Origin of the sequence: Amycolatopsis sp. GM8, from assembly GCF_021653975.1 — a bacterium.
Classification (GTDB): domain Bacteria; phylum Actinomycetota; class Actinomycetes; order Mycobacteriales; family Pseudonocardiaceae; genus Amycolatopsis_E.
Genome location: NZ_JAJKFK010000004.1, coordinates 618,825 through 637,607, shown reverse-complemented (window position 1 = coordinate 637,607; position 18,783 = coordinate 618,825). Strand labels below are relative to the sequence as shown.

The 18,783-nt window shown below is 69.5% G+C and carries 16 protein-coding genes and 1 pseudogene; 8 read left to right on the top strand and 9 right to left on the bottom strand.

Features of this window, described 5'->3' with window-relative positions:
• Positions 1–4: 4 nt before the first annotated feature.
• From LOZ83_RS21545 to groL, 6 genes are read left to right on the top strand one after another with little or no spacing between them, the layout of a single operon-like run.
• Positions 5–1,192: a toluene hydroxylase gene (locus LOZ83_RS21545; RefSeq protein WP_236792845.1), complete on the top strand. Its 1,188-nt coding sequence runs from the start codon at positions 5–7 to the stop codon at positions 1,190–1,192.
• Positions 1,189–1,560 (top strand): propane 2-monooxygenase effector subunit MimD, encoded by a 372-nt coding sequence (mimD, locus tag LOZ83_RS21540; RefSeq protein ID WP_236792843.1) that lies wholly within the window; start codon positions 1,189–1,191, stop codon positions 1,558–1,560. Before LOZ83_RS21545 ends, mimD begins: the two co-directional genes overlap by 4 nt.
• A gap of 15 nt (positions 1,561–1,575) precedes the next feature.
• Positions 1,576–2,613: an amidohydrolase family protein gene (locus LOZ83_RS21535; RefSeq protein ID WP_236792842.1), complete on the top strand. Its 1,038-nt coding sequence runs from the start codon at positions 1,576–1,578 to the stop codon at positions 2,611–2,613.
• A complete protein-coding gene (locus LOZ83_RS21530; RefSeq protein ID WP_236792840.1) occupies positions 2,610–3,332 on the top strand; it encodes an iron-sulfur cluster assembly protein in 723 nt (240 codons plus the stop codon). Before LOZ83_RS21535 ends, LOZ83_RS21530 begins: the two co-directional genes overlap by 4 nt.
• Positions 3,329–4,354: an NAD(P)-dependent alcohol dehydrogenase gene (locus LOZ83_RS21525; RefSeq protein WP_236792838.1), complete on the top strand. Its 1,026-nt coding sequence runs from the start codon at positions 3,329–3,331 to the stop codon at positions 4,352–4,354. The genes LOZ83_RS21530 and LOZ83_RS21525 overlap by 4 nt, the downstream gene beginning before the upstream one ends.
• Positions 4,355–4,368: 14 nt before the next feature.
• Positions 4,369–6,060: a chaperonin GroEL gene (groL, locus tag LOZ83_RS21520; protein WP_236792836.1), complete on the top strand. Its 1,692-nt coding sequence runs from the start codon at positions 4,369–4,371 to the stop codon at positions 6,058–6,060.
• Between the two features lie 9 nt (positions 6,061–6,069).
• Here the strand turns inward: groL and LOZ83_RS21515 are convergent, their stop codons facing one another.
• The 5 genes and pseudogenes from LOZ83_RS21515 to LOZ83_RS21495 all read right to left on the bottom strand — a co-directional run bounded on the left by LOZ83_RS21515 (position 6,070) and on the right by LOZ83_RS21495 (position 10,968).
• Positions 6,070–6,981 carry a hypothetical protein gene (locus LOZ83_RS21515; RefSeq protein WP_236792834.1) on the bottom strand — a complete coding sequence of 304 codons (912 nt, stop codon included), beginning with the start codon at positions 6,979–6,981 and terminating at the stop codon, positions 6,070–6,072.
• Positions 6,968–7,459 carry a hypothetical protein gene (locus LOZ83_RS21510; protein ID WP_236792832.1) on the bottom strand — a complete coding sequence of 164 codons (492 nt, stop codon included), beginning with the start codon at positions 7,457–7,459 and terminating at the stop codon, positions 6,968–6,970. Before LOZ83_RS21510 ends, LOZ83_RS21515 begins: the two co-directional genes overlap by 14 nt.
• Positions 7,460–7,546: 87 nt before the next feature.
• On the bottom strand, positions 7,547–9,832 hold the full coding sequence (locus LOZ83_RS21505; protein ID WP_374202683.1) for an MMPL family transporter: 2,286 nt from the start codon (positions 9,830–9,832) through the stop codon (positions 7,547–7,549).
• A gap of 25 nt (positions 9,833–9,857) precedes the next feature.
• A pseudogene (locus LOZ83_RS21500) lies at positions 9,858–10,444 on the bottom strand (nitroreductase family protein).
• Positions 10,445–10,518: 74 nt separating this feature from the next.
• Positions 10,519–10,968 carry a DoxX family protein gene (locus LOZ83_RS21495; RefSeq protein WP_236792830.1) on the bottom strand — a complete coding sequence of 150 codons (450 nt, stop codon included), beginning with the start codon at positions 10,966–10,968 and terminating at the stop codon, positions 10,519–10,521.
• Positions 10,969–11,150: 182 nt separating this feature from the next.
• Between LOZ83_RS21495 and fdhA the strand changes: the two genes are divergently transcribed.
• Positions 11,151–12,371, top strand: a complete 1,221-nt coding sequence (fdhA, locus tag LOZ83_RS21490; protein ID WP_236792828.1) for a formaldehyde dehydrogenase, glutathione-independent — start codon at positions 11,151–11,153, stop codon at positions 12,369–12,371.
• Between the two features lie 113 nt (positions 12,372–12,484).
• On the top strand, positions 12,485–14,722 hold the full coding sequence (locus tag LOZ83_RS21485) for a transglycosylase domain-containing protein (protein WP_236792826.1): 2,238 nt from the start codon (positions 12,485–12,487) through the stop codon (positions 14,720–14,722).
• 105 nt (positions 14,723–14,827) lie between these two features.
• Here the strand turns inward: LOZ83_RS21485 and LOZ83_RS21480 are convergent, their stop codons facing one another.
• The 4 genes from LOZ83_RS21480 to LOZ83_RS21465 all read right to left on the bottom strand — a co-directional run bounded on the left by LOZ83_RS21480 (position 14,828) and on the right by LOZ83_RS21465 (position 18,732).
• Positions 14,828–15,610, bottom strand: a complete 783-nt coding sequence (locus LOZ83_RS21480) for a hypothetical protein (protein ID WP_236792824.1) — start codon at positions 15,608–15,610, stop codon at positions 14,828–14,830.
• 19 nt (positions 15,611–15,629) lie between these two features.
• Positions 15,630–16,547, bottom strand: a complete 918-nt coding sequence (locus tag LOZ83_RS21475; protein ID WP_236792822.1) for an acetamidase/formamidase family protein — start codon at positions 16,545–16,547, stop codon at positions 15,630–15,632.
• 76 nt (positions 16,548–16,623) lie between these two features.
• Positions 16,624–17,328 (bottom strand): FadR/GntR family transcriptional regulator, encoded by a 705-nt coding sequence (locus LOZ83_RS21470; RefSeq protein WP_236792821.1) that lies wholly within the window; start codon positions 17,326–17,328, stop codon positions 16,624–16,626.
• Between the two features lie 201 nt (positions 17,329–17,529).
• On the bottom strand, positions 17,530–18,732 hold the full coding sequence (locus tag LOZ83_RS21465; RefSeq protein ID WP_236792820.1) for an RNA polymerase sigma factor: 1,203 nt from the start codon (positions 18,730–18,732) through the stop codon (positions 17,530–17,532).
• Positions 18,733–18,783: the final 51 nt, after the last annotated feature.

Below are 18,783 nucleotides of genomic sequence, written 5' to 3'. Positions count from 1 at the left end.
CGAAATGTCAGCTCCGACAACTGGGTCGACCACCACGCAACGCAGCGTGCCGCAGCCTGTTTTCACCGACGCCGAAGCCGGCGCGAAGGAGTTCCCGGACTCGCAGCTACGGCGGTTCAACTACTTCAACCCCGCCAAGCGCAAGCAGAGCCATTACGAGGACGTCACCGTCGAGGTCCAGCCGGACCCGCGGCACTACCTCACCCAGGGCTGGCTGTACGGCTTCTCCGACGGCCGGGGCGGCTACCCGCTGGAGTGGACGAAGCTCAAGGCCTGGGGCACCGACCGGCCGGTCCCGGAGCGGTTCCCCGGTTCCGGCGGCAAGGGCTACGACTGGCCGGCGCTGGGCTGGCACGAGTTCCGTGACCCCAACGAGGAATGGGAGCTCACCCTCTACCGGTACAACGCCAACGTGGTCCGCCAGCTGAACCAGAACATCGACTCGGCGCGCCAGTCCAAGGCGTTCGACCAGTGGAACCGCAACTGGACGAATTTCGTCGCGCAGCACGTCGGCGCGTGGATGCACGTGGACCACGGACTCGGCCTGTACTTGTTCGCCAACGCCAACCGGCGCGCGCCCACCAACATGCACAACAACGCGATCTCGGTGAACAGCATGCACCGGATCCGGGCGGCTCAGGACCTGGCGCTGTACAACCTGACGCTGACCGAAGAGATCAGCCACTTCGACGGCACCGCGCACCTCACGACGTGGAACGACGACCCGGCGTGGCAGGGCGTGCGCGAGGTCGCGGAGCAGCTGACCGGGATCGACGACTGGTGCGAGGCGATCTTCGCCGCGAACGTCGTGTTCGAACCGCTGGTGGGGGAGCTTTTCCGCAGCAACCTCGTCCAGCAGGCGGCCCCGGCGAACGGCGACTTCGTGACACCCACCCTGGTCGGCGCCGAGGAGTTCGACTTCGCCGAGCGGGACCTGCGCTACACCCGTGCGATGTTCCAGCTGCTGGTCGACGACAAGGAGTTCGCCGAGCACAACCGGAAGCTGCTGCACGAGTGGCTGGGCACCTGGGTGTCGCGCTGCATCCACGCCGCACGGACGCTGCAGCCGCTGTGGTCGCAGCCCGACGCCAAGCCCCCGCGGTTCGAAGACGGTCTCGACCGCGTGAAGAGCCGCTTCAGCGGCATCCTGTCCGACCTCGGCCTGCAGGCACCGAAGGAGCTGAACCAGTGACCACGTTCAAGACCGCCGAGAGCCCGTTCAAGTCCGACAACACGGCCTCTCACATGTGCGGCTACACCCTGATGAACAACCAGGTCGGCGTCATCATCGCCGAGGTGCTGGACGGTCTCGACAACGTCAAGATCACCCACCTGCCCTCGATGATCCGCGTCGACGGCCAGGGGCGCTTCGACCTCATCTACGCCGACGTCGACGAGGCGGCCGGCGAGGAGGAGGGCTGGTTCAACGCCGCGGAGTTCGAGGAGAGCATGTCCACCCACTACGGCCGGATGGTGCACCTCGACGACCGCACGATCATGTTCGCCGATCCCGAGGAAGCGGCCGAGTATCTCGACTTCGACCTCAAGCCCGTCCGATAAAGGGGGACAACCTCAATGTATGAAAAGGATGGCGAGAAGTACTTCGTCGTCGACGCGCACACGCACTTCTGGGACGCGAGCCCGCAGAACTGGGTGCCTGGGCAAGAGGAATACGCCAAGGGCTGGATCGAATGCTTCCATGCCTACCAGGGGCTCGGCCCGAAGGAGACGCACTGGCCGATCGACCGGTTCCAGAAGTACTCCGACGAGCTGATGATGCACGACCTGTTCGAGGTCGGGCACGTGGACAAGGCGATCTTCCAGCCGACGAACCTGCGGCAGTGGTACACCACGGGATTCAACACCACCGAGACCGACGGCGCGATGGCCGAACGGCATCCCGGCAAGTTCCTGGTGAACACCACGTTCGACCCGCGTGAAGGCGACGCCGGCATGCGGGCCTTCGAGGAGCGGGTCAAGCGCTACGGCTGCAAGGGCGTCAAGCTCTACACGGCCGAATGGCGTGGCGACTCGCGCGGCTGGAGCCTGAAGGACCCGGAAGCGGCCCGGTACCTGGAAAAGTGCGAGGAACTGGGTGTCAAGAACATCCATGTCCACAAGGGACCGACGATCTGGCCGCTGGACAAGGACGCGTTCGATGTGTCCGATGTGGACCACGTCGCGACCAACTTCCAGGGGCTCAACTTCATCGTCGAGCACGTGGGCCTGCCGCGGATCGAGGACTTCTGCTTCATGGCGACGCAGGAGCGCAACGTCTACGCGGGCCTCGCCGTGGTCGTGGGCGGGCTGATGCACGCCCGGCCGAAGTTCTTCGCGAAGGTCATGGGCGAGCTGATGTTCTGGCTCGGCGAGGACAAGCTGATCTTCGGCGCCGACTACGCGATCTGGGAACCGAAGTGGCAGGTCGAGGGTTTCGTCGACTGGAACATGCCGGCCGACGACGAGCTGTCGGACTTCCCGCCGCTGACGACCGCGCAGAAGAAGAAGATCCTCGGGCTCAACGCCGCCCGGCTGTACGACATCGAAGTCCCGCCGGAAATGCGGGTGGATGCCCCGGAGGCGGTCGAGCCGGTCGGCGTACCGAACTCATGACGGCGATTCACGACAGGAATGTCCGCGCCGACCACGCTTCGGTGTGGTCGGCGCTGGCCACCGTACGGGATCCCGAACTGGACGAGCCGTTGACCGACCTGGGCTTTGTCGCGCGGTGCGAGGTCGCCGCGGGCAGGGCCCAGGTCGAGTTGCGGCTGCCGACGTATTTCTGCGCGCCGAACTTCGCGTTCCTGATGGTCGCCGACGCCTACGACGCCGTGGCCGCGGTGCCCGGCATCGAGGAGACGGAGGTGGTGCTGCAGGACCACTTCGCGGCCGAGGCCATCAACCGGGGTGTCGCGGCGCGCTCCGGTTTTGTCGCATCGTTCGAAGGCGAGGCGGCGGACGAGCTCGACTCGCTGCGCGCGGACTTCCTGCGCAAAGCCGTGCTGGCGGGGACCGACCGGGTGTGCCGGGCCGTGCTGGCCGCCGGGTTCGACGCCGATGACCTGCCCGGGCTGACACTCGGCGAAGTTCCGTCCACTGTGGACATCGAGCGGTTGCGCGCGCGCCGGCGTGAGCTGGGCCTGCCCGCCGCCGATGGTGATCCGCTGCTGATCGACCCCGGCAGCGGCGCCGGGGTGGCGGCCGGGAACGCCAAGCGGCACCTGGCGTTCGCGCGGCTGACCCGCACGAGCATGGAGGCGAACTCGGGGGTGTGCCGCGGGATGTTGCGCGTGCGCTATCCGGGGATCGAGAAGGAGGAGGGCACGGGATGAAAGCCGTCCGGCTGCACAAGTACCACCAGCAGCCCGTGATCGAACAGGTGCCGGAGCCGGCCGCGAAGGAACCCTTCGACGTGGTCGTCAAGATCGGCGGCGCCGGGGTGTGCCGGACCGACCTGCACATCATCGAGGAGCAGTGGGCCGACAAGTCCGGCGTCGCGCTGCCCTACACGATCGGGCACGAGAACGCGGGCTGGGTGCACGCGGTCGGCCCTGGAGTGTCCAATGTGGAGGTCGGCGACACGGTCATCCTGCACCCGACGCCGACCTGCGGGCTGTGCCACGCGTGCCGGGCCGGCAACGACATGCACTGTGAGAGCAGCAAGTTCCCCGGCATCGACACCGACGGCGGGATGGCCGAGTACCTGCTCACCTCGGCGCGGGCGTGCATCAAGCTCGACCCCAGCACGCAGCCGGCCGACGTGGCGGCGCTCGCGGACGCGGGCATCACCGCCTACCACGCGGTGCGTAAGGCGGTGCCGCTGCTGTACCCCGGCACGGTATGTGTCGTGAACGGCGCCGGCGGGCTGGGGCACATCGGCATCCAGTCCCTGAAAGCGCTTACCGCGACGAAGATCGTGGTGGTGGACCGGAACGCGGACGCGCTGAAGCTCGCTGAAGAGCTGGGCGCGGACGAAACCGTGCTGGCGGACGGCAAACACGTCGACGCGGTGCTGGACCTGACCGGGGGCAACGGGGCCGAGGTCGTGCTCGACTTCGTCGCCGAGCAGGGCGCGCAGCAGGACGCGTTCGCGATGACGCGCCGGAACGGTTCGCACTACGTGATCGGGTACGGCAGCAACATCGACATCCCGACCATCGACATCATCTCCACCGAGCGCAACGTGGTGGGGAACCTGGTCGGCACCTACAACGACCTCGTCGAGCTGATGGTGCTGGCGCAAGCGGGGAAGGTCACCCTGCACACCAGGAAGTACCCGCTGGATGCCGCGCTCGACGCGCTGGCCGATCTCGACGCCGGCCGCGTCCGCGGCCGCGCGATTCTCACCCCCTGAGCTGGAGGAGCACGATGGCCAAGGAACTGCGTTTCGGCTCGGAAGCCCGCGATCTGCTGCTGTCCGGTGTGGACAAGCTCGCGGAGGCGGTCAAGTCCACGCTGGGTCCCAAGGGACGCAACGTGATCATCGAGAAGATCACCGGCTCGCCCGTGGTGACCAATGACGGGGTCACCATCGCGCGCGAGATCCATCTGAAGAACCAGTTCGAGAACATGGGGGCGCAGCTGGTCAAGGAAGCGGCGATCAAGACGAATGATGTCGTGGGTGACGGCACCACCACGGCGACGGTGATCGCACAGGCCATCGTGCGCGAGGGGATGAAAGCCATCGGCGGTGGCGGGAATCCCGTGCTGGTCAAGCGCGGCATCGATTTCGCGGTGGGCCGGCTGGTGGAGCACCTGGAGAAGGCGGCGCACCCGGTGGTGTCCGAACAGGACTACGCGCGGGTCGCCGCGATCTCCGCGAACGACGACGACGCGGTCGGCGCCGTGATCGCCAAGGCGCTGCACACCGTCGGCGACGGTGGTGTGGTGACCGTCGAGGAGTCGCCGGGGATCGGGATGGGGGTGGACTTCGTCGAGGGCTTCGAGTTCGACAACGGCTACCTTTCGCCTTACCTGGTCACGGATCCGGGCCGGCTGGAGGCCGTGCTCGACGACCCGTACATCCTGATGTGCGCGGAGAAGGTGACGAGTGTCCAGCAGCTGATGCCGGTGCTGGACAAGATCATGCGGGCGCCGCGGCCGCTGGTGCTGATCGCCGAGACCGTCGAGGGTTCGGCGCTGTCGATGTTGGTGCACAACCACGTCAACGGCACGTTCCAGTCGGTCGCGGTGCGCGCGCCCGGCTTCGGGGACCGGCGGCTGCACAAGCTGGAGGACCTGGCCGCGGTGGTCGGCGGGTCTGTCCTTTCGCGACACTCCGGGTTCAGCATGGAGACGATGACACTGGAGCATCTCGGCCGCGCCAAGCAGGTCCGGGTGACCGAGAACATGACCACGATCGTCGGCGGGTCCGGTACGTCTTCCGATATCGAGTTCCGGGTGAACCAGCTGCGCGCGGAGCTCGAGCGGGCCCAGTTCGGCATCGACGAGGACGTGCTGACCGAACGGATCGGCGCGCTGACCGGGAAGGTCGCGCTGATCCGGGTCGGCGCCGCCACTCCGGCCGAGCTGAAGGAGTTGCAGCACCGGGTCGAGGACGCGCTGTCGGCGACCCGCGCGGCCATGGCGGAAGGCATCGTCGCCGGCGGTGGCGCGGCCTTGCTGCACGCGGAAAAGGTGCTCGCCGGCCATGGCCTCGACGGCGACTACGCGACGGGCGCCGACATCGTGCGGCGGGCGCTGAGCGAGCCCGCGTTCCTGATCGCGATGAACGCCGGATACCCGGCGCAGGAGGTCGTCGAGCAGGTTCGCCGCCTCGGCGATGACGACGGTTTCGACGCCCTGCTCGACCGCTACGGGAACATGATCGAGATGGGCATCATCGACCCGTTGCGGGTCTGCCGTTCGGCCCTGCAGAACGGCGCGTCGGTCGCGGGCCTGCTGCTGACAACCAATTCGCTGATCGCGGAGGAGCAAACCCCATGGGGCGGCAGCCCCGCCCTGATGACGGAATACGGCCCCCTGGACGAAGGCCTGCACCAGCCCTCGCCCGACGCGAGCACGCCGCAGTCCCTCGGCATGGGCCCCACGGTCGGCTGAACGCCCTGGTCAGCGGCCCGGCGCTGGGAGATTGAACTCGAGTTCGATGGAGTCGGTGCGGGCGAGCACGATCGCCCCGCCGGTCTCCGGTGTCCAGGTTTTGGGCAGGAGGAACAGTTTGTTGCCCGACTCGAGCACGAGGACGAGTCCGTCGTAGCGGAACCGGGACTTGCCGTCGGCGCTCTGGTAGGCGGTTTCGGTGATCCCCGGCGCCGCGATGCCCAGCGGTTCACTGCTGAGCACCACGGCGTCGGGCATCGTCGGCAACGCCTGCTCGTACTGGGCCCCTCGGAGTTCGCCGATCGCCGCGGAGTAGTCGTTCACGGCCCAGAAGAGGCCGACGCTGATGAGTACGAAGGTGCACACCGATTCGAGGGCGGCGAAGGCCGCTCGCCGCCGCTGGTGGGTGCGTTCGCGGTGCAGCCATTGGGCGACCATGAACAGGGCGAACCCGGCGGCGAGCCCGAGCCCGGGCAGCCCGGGGTAGTCGTAGAGCAGCGCCGGGTCGGCGATGTTGGCGAGCCCGGCACCGGCGAGGACGACGCCGAGCCCCACTGTGACCGGCGTCAGCACCCGCAGCGTCGCGTCCCAGGCCGGTGGGCGCAGTGTCCTGCGAAGCAGCCGGAAACCCCACAGCAGGACGAGACCGGTGACCGCGAGCGCGGCCATCGGCACGAAGAGACCGTCGGAACTGCGGATGAGGTAGTCCTGCGGGGAGAAATCGAGAGTCGTGTAATGGACGCCGAAATGCCGGCAGAACCAGTTCGCGTGCCTCGCACCGAAATAGAACAGCAGTGCCGTGACCAGTGTCGTCGGCGCGATGATGGTGCCGAGAATCCTGGCGGCCCGGGGGAATGGCGCCGGTTCCGGGGCACTGCCGCGACCCGGGCGGATCCGGTTCAGCCGCTCACGGTGTCGCACTCGCCGACGTTTCCTGATCCGGGCCGCAGAGGTTGTTCACGACGACCGTGATGGTGCCGTGCTCGCGCAGCGGATTCGGTATCACGTTCTTCTCGACGTAACAGTCGACATCAGGCTCTTCCGCCGGATCGCCCACGCGCACCGCCAGGTTCACGCACTGGGTGTGGTTCGGGCAGCTGCCCGAGATCGAGCCTTTGATGACGCTCTGGAGGTTGGTATAGGAGGCGTGCGTCTCTTCCTCGATCGACTTCCGCGCGGGATCCGGGAGGACCCACGGCTGCGATCGCGTGCTCGTGGCGGGCCCCGAGCGAGCAGACGATGGTTGCCGTGACAGGGACGAGGCGGATGTCGGCCCCGCCGGATCGGACGCGGATCCGGTGACGGGTGGGGGAGGAGCAGGGTTGTCCGTGGGGCTTCCGCAGGCGGCGACGACGCCGATACCGAAGGCGGCCACGACGATGGCGATTCCCCTGCGCATGGCCTGCTCCCCCCCAGGGCCGGATGATCTCGGCTCGACGTTATCCGACCCGCCCCGGGCGCAAGAGCACGATTTCGTAAAGGGAAATCAGCGCCGCAGGGTCGACACCTCCTGCTGACGCTCCGCGGGCGCGGTGTCCCGCTTGCGCATCAACGGGTGCGGCCACCACAGGAACCGTCCGATGTCGAGGGTCAGGGAGGTCACCAGGATGCCGCGGACGATGATCGTGTCGATCAGGACGCCGAGGGCGACCGCGAAACCCAGTTCCGCCAGGAAGGTCAGCGGCAGCGTGCCGAGCACCGCGAACGTGCCCGCCAGCACCAGGCCCGCCGACGTGATCACACCGCCCGTCGCGGACAGTCCGATCAGGGCGCCCCGCCGGGTGCCGTGCTGTTTCGCCTCCTCGTGGATCCGGGTCATCAGGAAGATGTTGTAGTCGACCCCGAGCGCCACCAGGAACACGAACACGAACAGCGGGAACGACGCGTCCGCTCCCTGGAAATGGAAGACGTGGTCGAAGAAGAACCCGCTGATGCCCAGCGTCGCCAGGAACGACAGCACCACCGTGGCGATCAGCATCACCGGTGCGAGCAGCGCCCGCAGCAGCAAGGCGAGGATCGCGAACACCACGACCAGCACGATCGGGATGATCAGGTCGCGGTCGTGCCTGTTGGCCACCGCCACGTCGTGCGTCAGCGCGGACGCGCCGCCCGCGAGCGCGTGCGCGCCGGGCACCGCGTGCACCGCGTCGCGCACCCGTTCCAGCGTCGCGATACCGGCTTCGCTGTCCGGCGCGGCCTGCGTCGTGCCTTCGAGATACGTGTACTGGCCATGCGTCACCGGCTCGCTGACCGACATCACCCCGGGCGTGCCCGCGAACGCCGCGCGCACGTCCTGAGCGCTCCCGGCGTCGGCCACCACCTGGATCGGCTGGCCCGCCCCGGCGGCGAAGTGCTGCTCCAGCACCTGTTCGCCCACAACGGAATCCGGTGTGTTCGTGAACGACCCGGCGTTGGTGAGCCCGTCCGCCTTCAGGTTCAGCGTGCCCAGAGCGAGCACACCCAGCAGCAGCGCGGTGATCGCCCAGGTCAGCCGCGGCCGGCGCGAGATCCGGGTGCCGACGCGGGCCCAGACACCGGTCGCGGTGTGGTCCGCCGAGCCGAACGTCGGGCGCACCGGCCAGAACACCCAGCGGCCGAAGATCGCCAGCAACGCGGGCAGCAACGTCACCATGGCGAGCAGCGCGACGCCGATCCCGATGGCCGCGACCGGCCCGAGCCCGGCGGTCGAGTTCAGGTCGGCGAACAGCAGGCACAGCATGCCCGCGATGACCGTCGCGCCGCTGGCCCAGATCGCCGGCCCGGCGCGGTGCAGCGCGAACGACATGGCCTCGTGCCGGTCGGCGTGCCGGCGCAGTTCCTCGCGATGTCGTGCCACCAGCAGCAGCGCGTAGTCCGTGCCGGCGCCGAACACCAGGACCGTCAGGATGCCGGCGCTCTGCCCGTTCACGGTGAGCCCGGCGTACTTGGCGAACAGGTAGATCACGCCCTGGCTGACCAGTAGCGCGGTGCCGGTGGAGAGCACGGGCAGCACCCACAGCACCGGGCTGCGGTAGGTGAGCAGCAGCATCACGATGACCACGCCGAGCGCCGCGAACAGCAGGGTGCCGTCGATCCCGTCGAACGCCTTGGCGTTGTCCGCCGCCGTGCCCGCCGGGCCGGTGACATGGGCGCTGACCCCGGCCGGGCCGGCCGCGGTGACGGTGTGGATCTGGTCGATGATGCCGGGGAGCTTGTTCCAGCCGTCCGTACCGAGGTCGAGCGGGATCACCACCTGGGCGGCCTGACCGTCGGCCGACCGGATCGGCCCGGCGACCTGGCCACTGACCCCGGTGACTCCGGCGAGTTGCTTCGCCTGATCCGTGATGGCCGCGAAGTCGTTCTGGCTCAGCCCGCCGGCCTTGTCGTAGAGCACGATGGCCGGGACTTCGTTGCTGCTGCGGAACTGCTGGGTGATCTGCAGGACCTCGGTGGCCTCCGCACTGCTCGGCAGCCACGACGAGGCCTGGTTGTCCTCGACGTCGCCGAGCTTGTTGCCCAGCGGTGCGAGGGCGACGAGTGCGCCGACCCACACCACCAGCACGACCCACTTCATGATCCGGCCCGCCGGTAGTTTGGCGAGCTGTCCCACGCCGTTCATTTCGGCTCCCCTGTGCCCTGTGTGGACTTTCCCCTGTCGCGGGGAAGCTAACCCACGCCGATGGGGGAAAACCGGTACGGCGGCGGGAATCAGGGGAATATCAGGGTTGACCCCGGTGTGGACGGACAGAAGTTCTTGCGCCTCAGCATATTCCGGCCAAGGAGCAACAATCATCCATAATGGACTGTCCGGCGGGTCGCTACCAGCGGTCGTAGTGCAGCACCTCGGAAAGCGGCTGCCGCGCGGCGGGTTTGAAGGTTTCGCCTGTGTAGTAAGCCGTCGGGATGAGCGCGCCCTGCCGTACGTCGTCCGGTAGGCCGAGGACTTCGGCGGCTTCCTTCTCGTGCGCCAGGTGTAGCTCCATGCGGCCGGCAGGATCGACCCCCACAGCCCGGCCTGGCTGCCGGCCGCCGGCTCGCCGCCGGGCACCACGATCGCGGGGATCACCAGCACCGGCACCTCGGCCATGTGCTCGGACAGGTAGTCCGAGCTGTCGACGACCCGGTGCTGCACGGCGATCCGCGCGTGATCGCCCGCGTACTGCTCCTCCGGGCTGACCTTCGTCGCGCGGTAAGGCTCGAACGAACGCCGGTACAGCTCCGCGAGCCGCGCCCGCTGCCCGGCGTCGGTCACCACGATCCAGCGCCAGGACTGGCGGTTAGACGCGCTCGGCGCCTGCAGCGCCCACGTCAGCGCCTTCTCGACGAGTTCACGAGGCACGGGGCGGGTCAGGTCGAGGCGCTTGCGAACGGTCCGGGTGGTGGTCAGCAGCTCTTCGGGAGTCATACCGCGATTGTGGCAACCGCGCGAGCCGCCCCGGCCGGCGGAGGCCACCCCCGGCCGGGGCGATCACAGGTGCCTCAACTCCCCGAGCGGGACGTCTTCCGGTTGACGAGGTGGGACAGCGCGAGCCGGCCCGGGCCGGCGGCCGCGATCAGCAGGAAGATCCACGCATAGAGTGCGGCCGGCTCGCCCATGTTCTGCAGCGGCAGCAGGCCGACCGGCTGGTGCACGCTGAAATACGCGTACGCCATCACGCCGGACGACACCAGCGCGGCGGCCCTGGTGCCGAGGCCGACGCAGATCAGCGCGCCGGCGACCAGTTCGATGACGCTGGCCCACCAGCCGGGCCACATCCCGAACGGGACCGCGGTGCCCTGGCCGTCGACGCCACCGAAGGCGCCGAGACCCTGCGCGCCGTGGCACGCGAACAGGAAGCCGGACACCAGCCGTAGCGCGGTCAGCGCGTACTCGACGGGCTTGCCGGCGGTGACCTTGCGGGTGACGGGGGCGATGGTGGTCTGAGTCATGACGATTTCCTTCCCAGCGGGTTCCTTTGCCAGTACGTCGAACCGGACCCGGCCGGAATCGACACGGCTGCCAAGATTTTTTCCGGCCACTTCTCCTTGTGTCCACAATGGAGGGACTGCGGGCCTTCGCGGATGGCGATACCGTGGTCGGACATCCGTTCGATGACGAAACGAGGTGCACGATGACGGGCAACAAGGCCGTTGCGTACGTCGGCAAGGGCACCGTCGAGGTTCAGGAGATCGACTATCCGACCTTCGTCCTGCACGACGGGCCCGGCGTGAACAAGGCGAACGTGGGGCGGGAAGTCCCCCACGGTGTGATCCTCAAGAGCGTGGCGACGAACATCTGCGGCAGCGACCAGCACATGGTGCGGGGGCGCACGACCGCCCCGCAGGGTCTGGTGCTGGGGCACGAGATCACCGGCGAGGTGGTGGAGACGGGCCGGGACGTGGAGTTCGTACACAAGGGCGACCTGGTGTCGGTGCCGTTCAACATCGCGTGCGGGCGGTGCCGCAACTGCAAGGAAGGCAAGACCGGCATCTGCCTGAACGTCAACCCGGACCGGCCGGGCTCGGCCTACGGGTACGTGGACATGGGCGGCTGGGTCGGCGGGCAGGCGGACTACGTGCTGGTCCCGTACGCGGACTGGAACGTGCTGAAGTTCCCCGACAAGGACCAGGCGATGGAGAAGATCCTCGACCTGACGATGCTGTCGGACATCTTCCCGACGGGGTTCCACGGCTGCGTGACCGCCGGTGTCACGGTCGGTTCGACGGTGTACATCGCGGGCGCGGGACCGGTCGGGCTCGCGGCCGCCGCCTCGGCGCAGCTGCTGGGCGCGGCGGTGGTCATCGTCGGCGACCTCAACCAGGGCCGGCTCGCCCAGGCCCGTTCGTTCGGCTGCGAGACCGTGGACGTGTCACTGGGCGACCCGAAGGACCAGATCGCCGAGATCCTGCACACCCCCGAGGTGGACTGCGGGGTGGACGCGGTCGGGTTCGAGGCCCGCGGCCACGGCCGGGACGCGCAAACGGAAAAACCGGCCACCGTACTCAATTCGCTGATGGACATCACCCGGGCCGGCGGCGCGCTGGGCATCCCCGGCCTGTATGTCACAGGCGACCCGGGTGCGGCGGACGCGGCGGCGCGCGAGGGTTCGCTGTCGGTCCGGATCGGCCTGGGCTGGGCGAAATCGCACGCCTTCACCACCGGTCAGTGCCCGGTGATGAAGTACCACCGGCGGCTGATGATGGCGATCCTGCACGACAGGGTGCAGATCGCGAAGGCCGTCAACGCGACGCCGATCCCGCTCGCCGAGGCACCGCGCGGGTACCACGAGTTCGACGAGGGCGCCGCCCGCAAGTACGTGCTCGACCCGCACGGCCTCCTTTCACGGAACTGACACCACCGTAGGCACACTGTGTTCCGCCGCCCATTACAGTGACGGACGGAAATTTCAGCGTGCGGCCGAACCACTTCGCCGGCAGCCGCGTGTGACAGTGCGGAGGTCGACTCGTGGACTACGGCGGTGCCTATCGACACGTGCCACCCCGCGCGACGCGGTGGCCCGAGGCGCACCGGCGCCAGAAGCTCTGGCGCCGGGTGCGCCGGACCCTGTACGTCGTGCTGGGGCTCGGCATGTTCGTCCCGGTGGCGACGTTCGTCGTCGCGTACTTCATGGTGGACGTGCCGGACCCGAACGCGCTCGCGGCGAGCCTGAACCAGCCGGTCACGCTGTACTACGCCGACGGTTCGACGCTGTACACGAAGTCCACGGAGAGCAGCCACACGGTCGTGACGTGGGACCAGATCCCGCAGTCGATGAAGAACGCGCAGATCGCGGCCGAGGACGAGACGTTCATGACGAACTCGGGCTTCGACATCAAGGCGATCCTGCGCACGGTGTGGAACCGCCTCACCGGCGGCACCGGCGGCGGCTCGACCATCGGGCAGGAGTACGTCAAGCAGGCGACCGGCAACGACGATCCGACGCTGTCGCGGAAGTTCACCGAGGTGGTCCAGTCGTACAAGATGACCCGGACCTACACCAAGGAAGACATCCTGACCGCGTACCTGAACATCGTCTACTTCGGACGCGGCGCGTACGGGATCGGCGCGGCGGCGAAGGCCTACTACAACGAGGACGTGTCGCAGCTGACCAACGAGCAGGCGGCGCTGCTCGCGGGCCTGGTCCAGCTGCCGGGCCAGTCGGACAACCCGGCGTACCAGCAACGCCGCTACACCTACGTGATGGGGCGGATGCTGGCGAACCACTGGATCACGCCGGCCGAGGTGGCCTCGGCGCAGTTCCCGACGCCGGTGCCGACCACGGCGAAGAACGGCGGGTCGGGGCTCGCGGACCGGCAGTACATCGTGTCCGAGACGTTCGCGGAGCTGGCGGCGGCGGGCTATTCGGAGCAGTCGCTGACCGCGAAGGGCGCGAAGATCTACCTCACCGTCAAGCCGGACGCGCAGGCCGCCGCCGAGCAGGCGGTCACCAAGATCATGGACGCGGACAAGGAATATCCCGACGAGGGCAGCGCGCTGGTGTCGGCGAACCCGCAGACCGGCGAGATCCTCGCCTACTACGGCGGCGACGGTTCGACGTCGTACGACCTCGCGACGACGCCGCAGCAGCCCGGTTCGTCGTTCAAACCGTACGTGCTGGCGGCCGGGGTGCGGGCGCAGCCGGACAAGATCGGGCTGAACACCGTCTACGACGGCAGCGACAACCAGACCATCGCCGGCCAGCTGGTGCACAACTCCGACGGCGAGGGCGCGCCGCAGATCAACGTCAAGGACGCGATGACCCAGTCGGTGAACACGGTGTTCTACCGGATGGGCGCGGACGTCGGCGTGTCGAACGTGCGGCAGGCGGCGTGGGATGCCGGGATTCCCAAGCAGATCACGACCTCGCTCGGCGCGACGTACGACTCGCTGCAGAACGACAAGGCCGATGGGACCGGTACCGGGACGACGGAGCTGGGCATCTCGATCGGGCAGTACGGGGTGCGGCCGATCGACCAGGCGCAGGGATATGCGACCTTCGCGGCGAACGGGCAGTACGTGCCGTTGCACATGGTGGCGCGTGTGACCGACGACAGCGGGCAGCCGGTGTACGGCTTCACGACCACGCCGAAACCGGCGTTCTCCTCGGATCCGACGACGAACTCGGCGATCTCGTCGATCGTGACACAGTCGATGACGTCGGTGGCTTCGTCCTCGGGTGACGGGCTGGCGGATTCGCGGCCGGTCGCGGCGAAGACGGGCACCGCGCAGTTCAAGGACACCGGGCACAACTCGGAGGCGTGGATGGTCGGGTTCACGCCGCAGGTGGTGACCGCGGTCTGGTTCGGCAACAAGAAGCAGCCGGCGCCGATCTACGGGAACTACCACAACGGCAAGGGCAAGGCGCACGGTTACGACGTGTACGGGCGCGAGGAACCGGGCTACATCTGGCAGTCGTACATGGAGACGTACCTGCACGGGAAGACGGCGATGCAGTTCCCGGACGCGCCGGACCTGACGACCCCGACGACGACCGCCCCGCCGCCGACGAGCTCGTCGGAGCCGACCTCGGACAGCCCGACGGAGACGACGCCGCCGACCGACACGTTCACGCCTCCGTGGAGCCGCCCGCGGCACACGAACAGCCCGCCGCCGACCTGCTTCCCGCAACTGGGCGACTGCCCCACGGACACCCCCACGGACACGACGACCCCCACCTCCCGCCACCGCCCCATCACCGGCTGACCGACCGTCGGACTCACCGTCGCGAGCGTCGGACTCGCGGGGTGTGCCGGCGAGTCCGACGCTCAGGACCCGCGAGTCGTACGTTCAGGACGGCGAGTTCGACGTTCAGGACGACGGGGCGGCCTGGTGCAGGGTGAGGCGGCCGTCGGCGGGGGCGGTGGCCGACCACGCGCCGCCGGACGCGGTCCAGGTCTGGCCGTCGAAGGTGACCCGGTCGACAGCGAAGCGGGTGGCGTTCGCGACCAGCCAGGTCGCCCGCGCCCAGCCCTCCGCCGGGCCGTGCGAGCCGGTGAACACCGCGGTGCCCAGCTCGGCGTTCGCGGCCGCGATCAGGGCCGCCGGGGTCGCGTTGCCGAGCACCAGATCGCGGCAGGTGAACGTGCCCGGGGCCTGGCCCGTCAGCGCGCCCGCGAGCGCGCGGGCCTCGGGCTCCCACTGGGCATACGCGTCGGGCGCCGCGGAGCGCTGCACCAGCTGCGCGGCCTGCGTGACGGTCAGCTCCGTCCAGTTCTTCTGCTGCTCGAGCCGCTGGTAGAACGCCGTCGCCGCGTAGACCGGGTTCGTGACCTGCTCATACGTCCCCCAGCCCTGGCTCGGGCGCTGCTGGAACAGCCCCGCCGAGTCCCGGTCGCCGCCGGTCAGGTTGCGCAGCTTCGACTCCTGCATGGCCGTCGCGAGGGCGACCGTCACGGCGTGATCCGGCACGCCGAGCCGGGCCCCGACCGCGGCGATCGTCGCTGCGGCCTGTGCCTGGTCGGGATCCATGCTGTAGTCGGCGAACGAGCAGGTCGGCGGCGGCGGTTTGCGCGACGCGAGCCAGCCCCACGTCACGCCACCCGCGATCACGACGAGGACGAGCACCAGACATCCCCACCGGCCGACCCGCACGCCTCCTTATTAGCAGGCTTCAGCGGATCGCGTCGCGCGGGAGTACGGCGTGTACCCCCCAGGTGCCGTTCGCGATCTGGGTGACCCGCAGGTCCACCGACGGGCTCGCGAGCGCCAGCGCGGTCGGGCGGTCGAGGTCGTGCAGCACCTGCAGCCAGCTCACCATCGCGGCGAGGGCGTCGCCGGTGGCCTCGTTGAGATCCGCCGAGAAGCCGAACGTGACCCGCCCGCGCGGGGTTTCCGCGTGAATCCCCGGTACCGGCGCGGAGGGCAGCACGTCGAGCACGGCCTCGGTGGTCATCGGGCATTCGATCGCGGTGCCGCTGACCTCCCCGTCGCCCTGGGCGGCGTGGCCGTCGCCGAGCAGGAGACGCGCGCCCGGCACGGTGACCGGCAGGTACAGCGTCGACCCGGCGACCAGCTCGCGGCAGTCGATGTTGCCGCCACCGGCCGCGCGTGGCGGGATCGTCGAGTGCGCGCCGGGTTCCGCGGGCGGCAGGCCGATGACGCCGAGGAACGGGGCGAGGGAAACCTTGTGCCCCAGCTGGTTCGTGCCCGTCTCGCCGTCGAGTTCCCACAGCAGCCAGGCCGGCGGGCCGTCCGCGACGCCGAGGCGCCGGGACAGCCAGTTGTCCTTCGCCGCGGCGACCGTCCAGCCCCACTCGCCCGGCCGGATCGACCTCAACCGCACCGCGAGGACGTCGCCGGGCTCGGCGCCGCGGACCTCGATCGGCCCGGTGAGACAGTGGCCGCGGCGTGGTTCGAACATCTTCGGCACGTCCTCACCGGGCACGCGCTGCCGCTCGAGCGAGCCGTGTGCGTCCAAAGAGGACACGACGACGGTGTCGCCGGGATCGACGGTGAGCGCCACCGGGGTGTCGCGGCTGAACACGTCGACGGTGGTGTCCGGGGTGGCGTCGAGACGGCGCTGTGTCATGCGGGACACCCCGCACCCGGTCGGTCCTCCTCGCGGCGCTCCCGGAGGTCGCGCTCGCTGCGTGCGGTGCCTCCGGTCATGCCTCGTCCGGGTTCCAGCTCAGCAGCCGCACCCGGCGGACGGTCTCCAGATGGGTCCGCATCGCCTCGGCCGCGGCGGCCGGGTGGCCCGCGCGGATCGCCTCGGCGATGGCGGTGTGCTGGGCGAGCGACCGCGGCGGCCGGCCGGGCTGGTGCAGCGACTCGCGCCGCGTTTCGGCGATCTGGCCGGCGATCCTGCCCATGAAGTCCGCGAGCAGCTCGCTGTGCGCGGCGGCGGTCACCGCGGCGTGGAACCGGCGGTCCCCTTCCTCACCCAACGTCCCGCCCTCGATCTCGGCGCGCATCACGGCGAGCGCCGCGTCGATCGCGTCGAGATCGGCCTCGGTCCGCCGGGTCGCGGCCAGCTCCGCGAGTTTGGTCTCGATCGCCTCGCGCGCGTCGAGCACGTCGGGCAGGCGCCGCCGCCGTTCGACGAGCTTCTCCACCGGCTCCGGGTGCAGGCTGTCGGTGCGCAGATACGTACCGCCGCCGTGCCGGATCTCCACCAGGCCCTGCACTTCGAGCACCACGATGGCCTGCTTCAGCGAGGCGCGGCTGATCCGCAGCCGGTCGGCGAGATCCCGCTCGGACGGCAGCCGGTCGCCGGACCGGAGGCCCGCCGCGTCGGCGTACTCGCGCAGCTGTGTCACCACCTGCTCGTACAGGCGCGGCCGGGTGACCGGGCGGAGCGGATCGGACACGCCGCCCAGCGTAGTGGATGAGTGGCTCAGCCATCCCGATATTGACCGCACCGACTGCGGGCGGCCCTGATGCTTGGCCGGTGATCATGGCGGCGGCCGTCGGGCACCTGGAACCGGACCGATCGGGCTCGGCATCGTGCCGTGGATCGTGTGGGCGCTGGGCGTCGCGGCGGACCTGCTGATGACGTTCACCATGACCGGCTACCGGCCGCGGTCGGCCTGGCGTCGCAGGAAGGTCCGCTCGGCGGCGTTCTCGGTCCGGGCGATCGCGGCCTCGTACGCCTCGACGGCTTCCGCGTCGCGGCCGAGGCGCCGCAACAGATCGGCGCGGATCGCGTGGAACAGGTGGTAGTTCGCGAGGTCCAGGTCGTCGACGAGACGCAGCGCGACAGCCGGCCCCTCGACCTCCGCGACCGCGACCGCCCGGTTCAGGGCCGTGACCGGTGTCGGGCTGACGGCCAGCAACTGGTCGTAGAGCTGGACGATCTGGCCCCAGCCGGTGTCCGCGGCGGTGGGGGCGTCGCTGTGCACGGCGTTGATCGCGGCCTGGAGCTGGTACGGCCCGGGCTGTCCGCGCCGCAGGCAGCGGCGGACGAGGGACTGCCCTTCCGCGATCAGCTCGCGGTCCCACCGTGCGCGATCCTGTGCCGCCAACGGGATCAGCTCCCCGCCCGGTCCGGTCCGGGCGCCGCGCCGGGACTCGGTGAGCAGCATCAGCGCGAGCAGGCCCAGCACCTCGGGCTCGTCGGGCATCAGCTCGGCGAGCACCCGGCCCAGCCGCACCGCCTCCGCGCACAGCTCGTCGCGCACCAGCCGGTCGCCCGAGCTGGCGGTGTGGCCCTCGGTGAAGATCAGGTAGACGACCGCGAGCACCGCGCGCAGCCGGTCGGGCAGGTCGGCGTCGCGCGGCACGCGGTAGGGGATGCGGGCGTCCCGGATCTTGGCCTTGGCGCGCACGATCCGTTGCGCCATCGTGGTTTCCGGCACGAGGAAGGCGCGGGCGATCTCGGCGGTGGTGAGCCCGCCGAGCAGCCGCAGGGTGAGCGCGACCCGGGCGGCCGGGGCGAGCGCCGGATGGCAGCAGGTGAAGATGAGGCGCAGCCGTTCGTCCCGCACGGGTCCCTCCTCGGCCGGGCTGTCCGCGTGCAGCAGCGCGGCCTCGGCGTGCCGGTCCTCGCGGGAGGACTCGCGCCGCAGCCGGTCGATGGTGCGGTTGCGGGCGGTGGTGATGATCCAGCCGGCCGGGCTCGGCGGGAGCCCGGCCGCCGGCCAGTGCTTCAGGGCCGCGGCGAACGCGTCCTGGACCGCCTCCTCGGCGAGGTCGATGTCGCCGAAGACGCGGACCAGGACGGCGACCGCGCGGCCGTACTCCGCACGGAAGATCCGCTCGATCTCGGATTTCATTGGTAGAGCGCACTTCCTAAGTGGCGGAGCCGCTTGCGCTGCGCCGTCAGC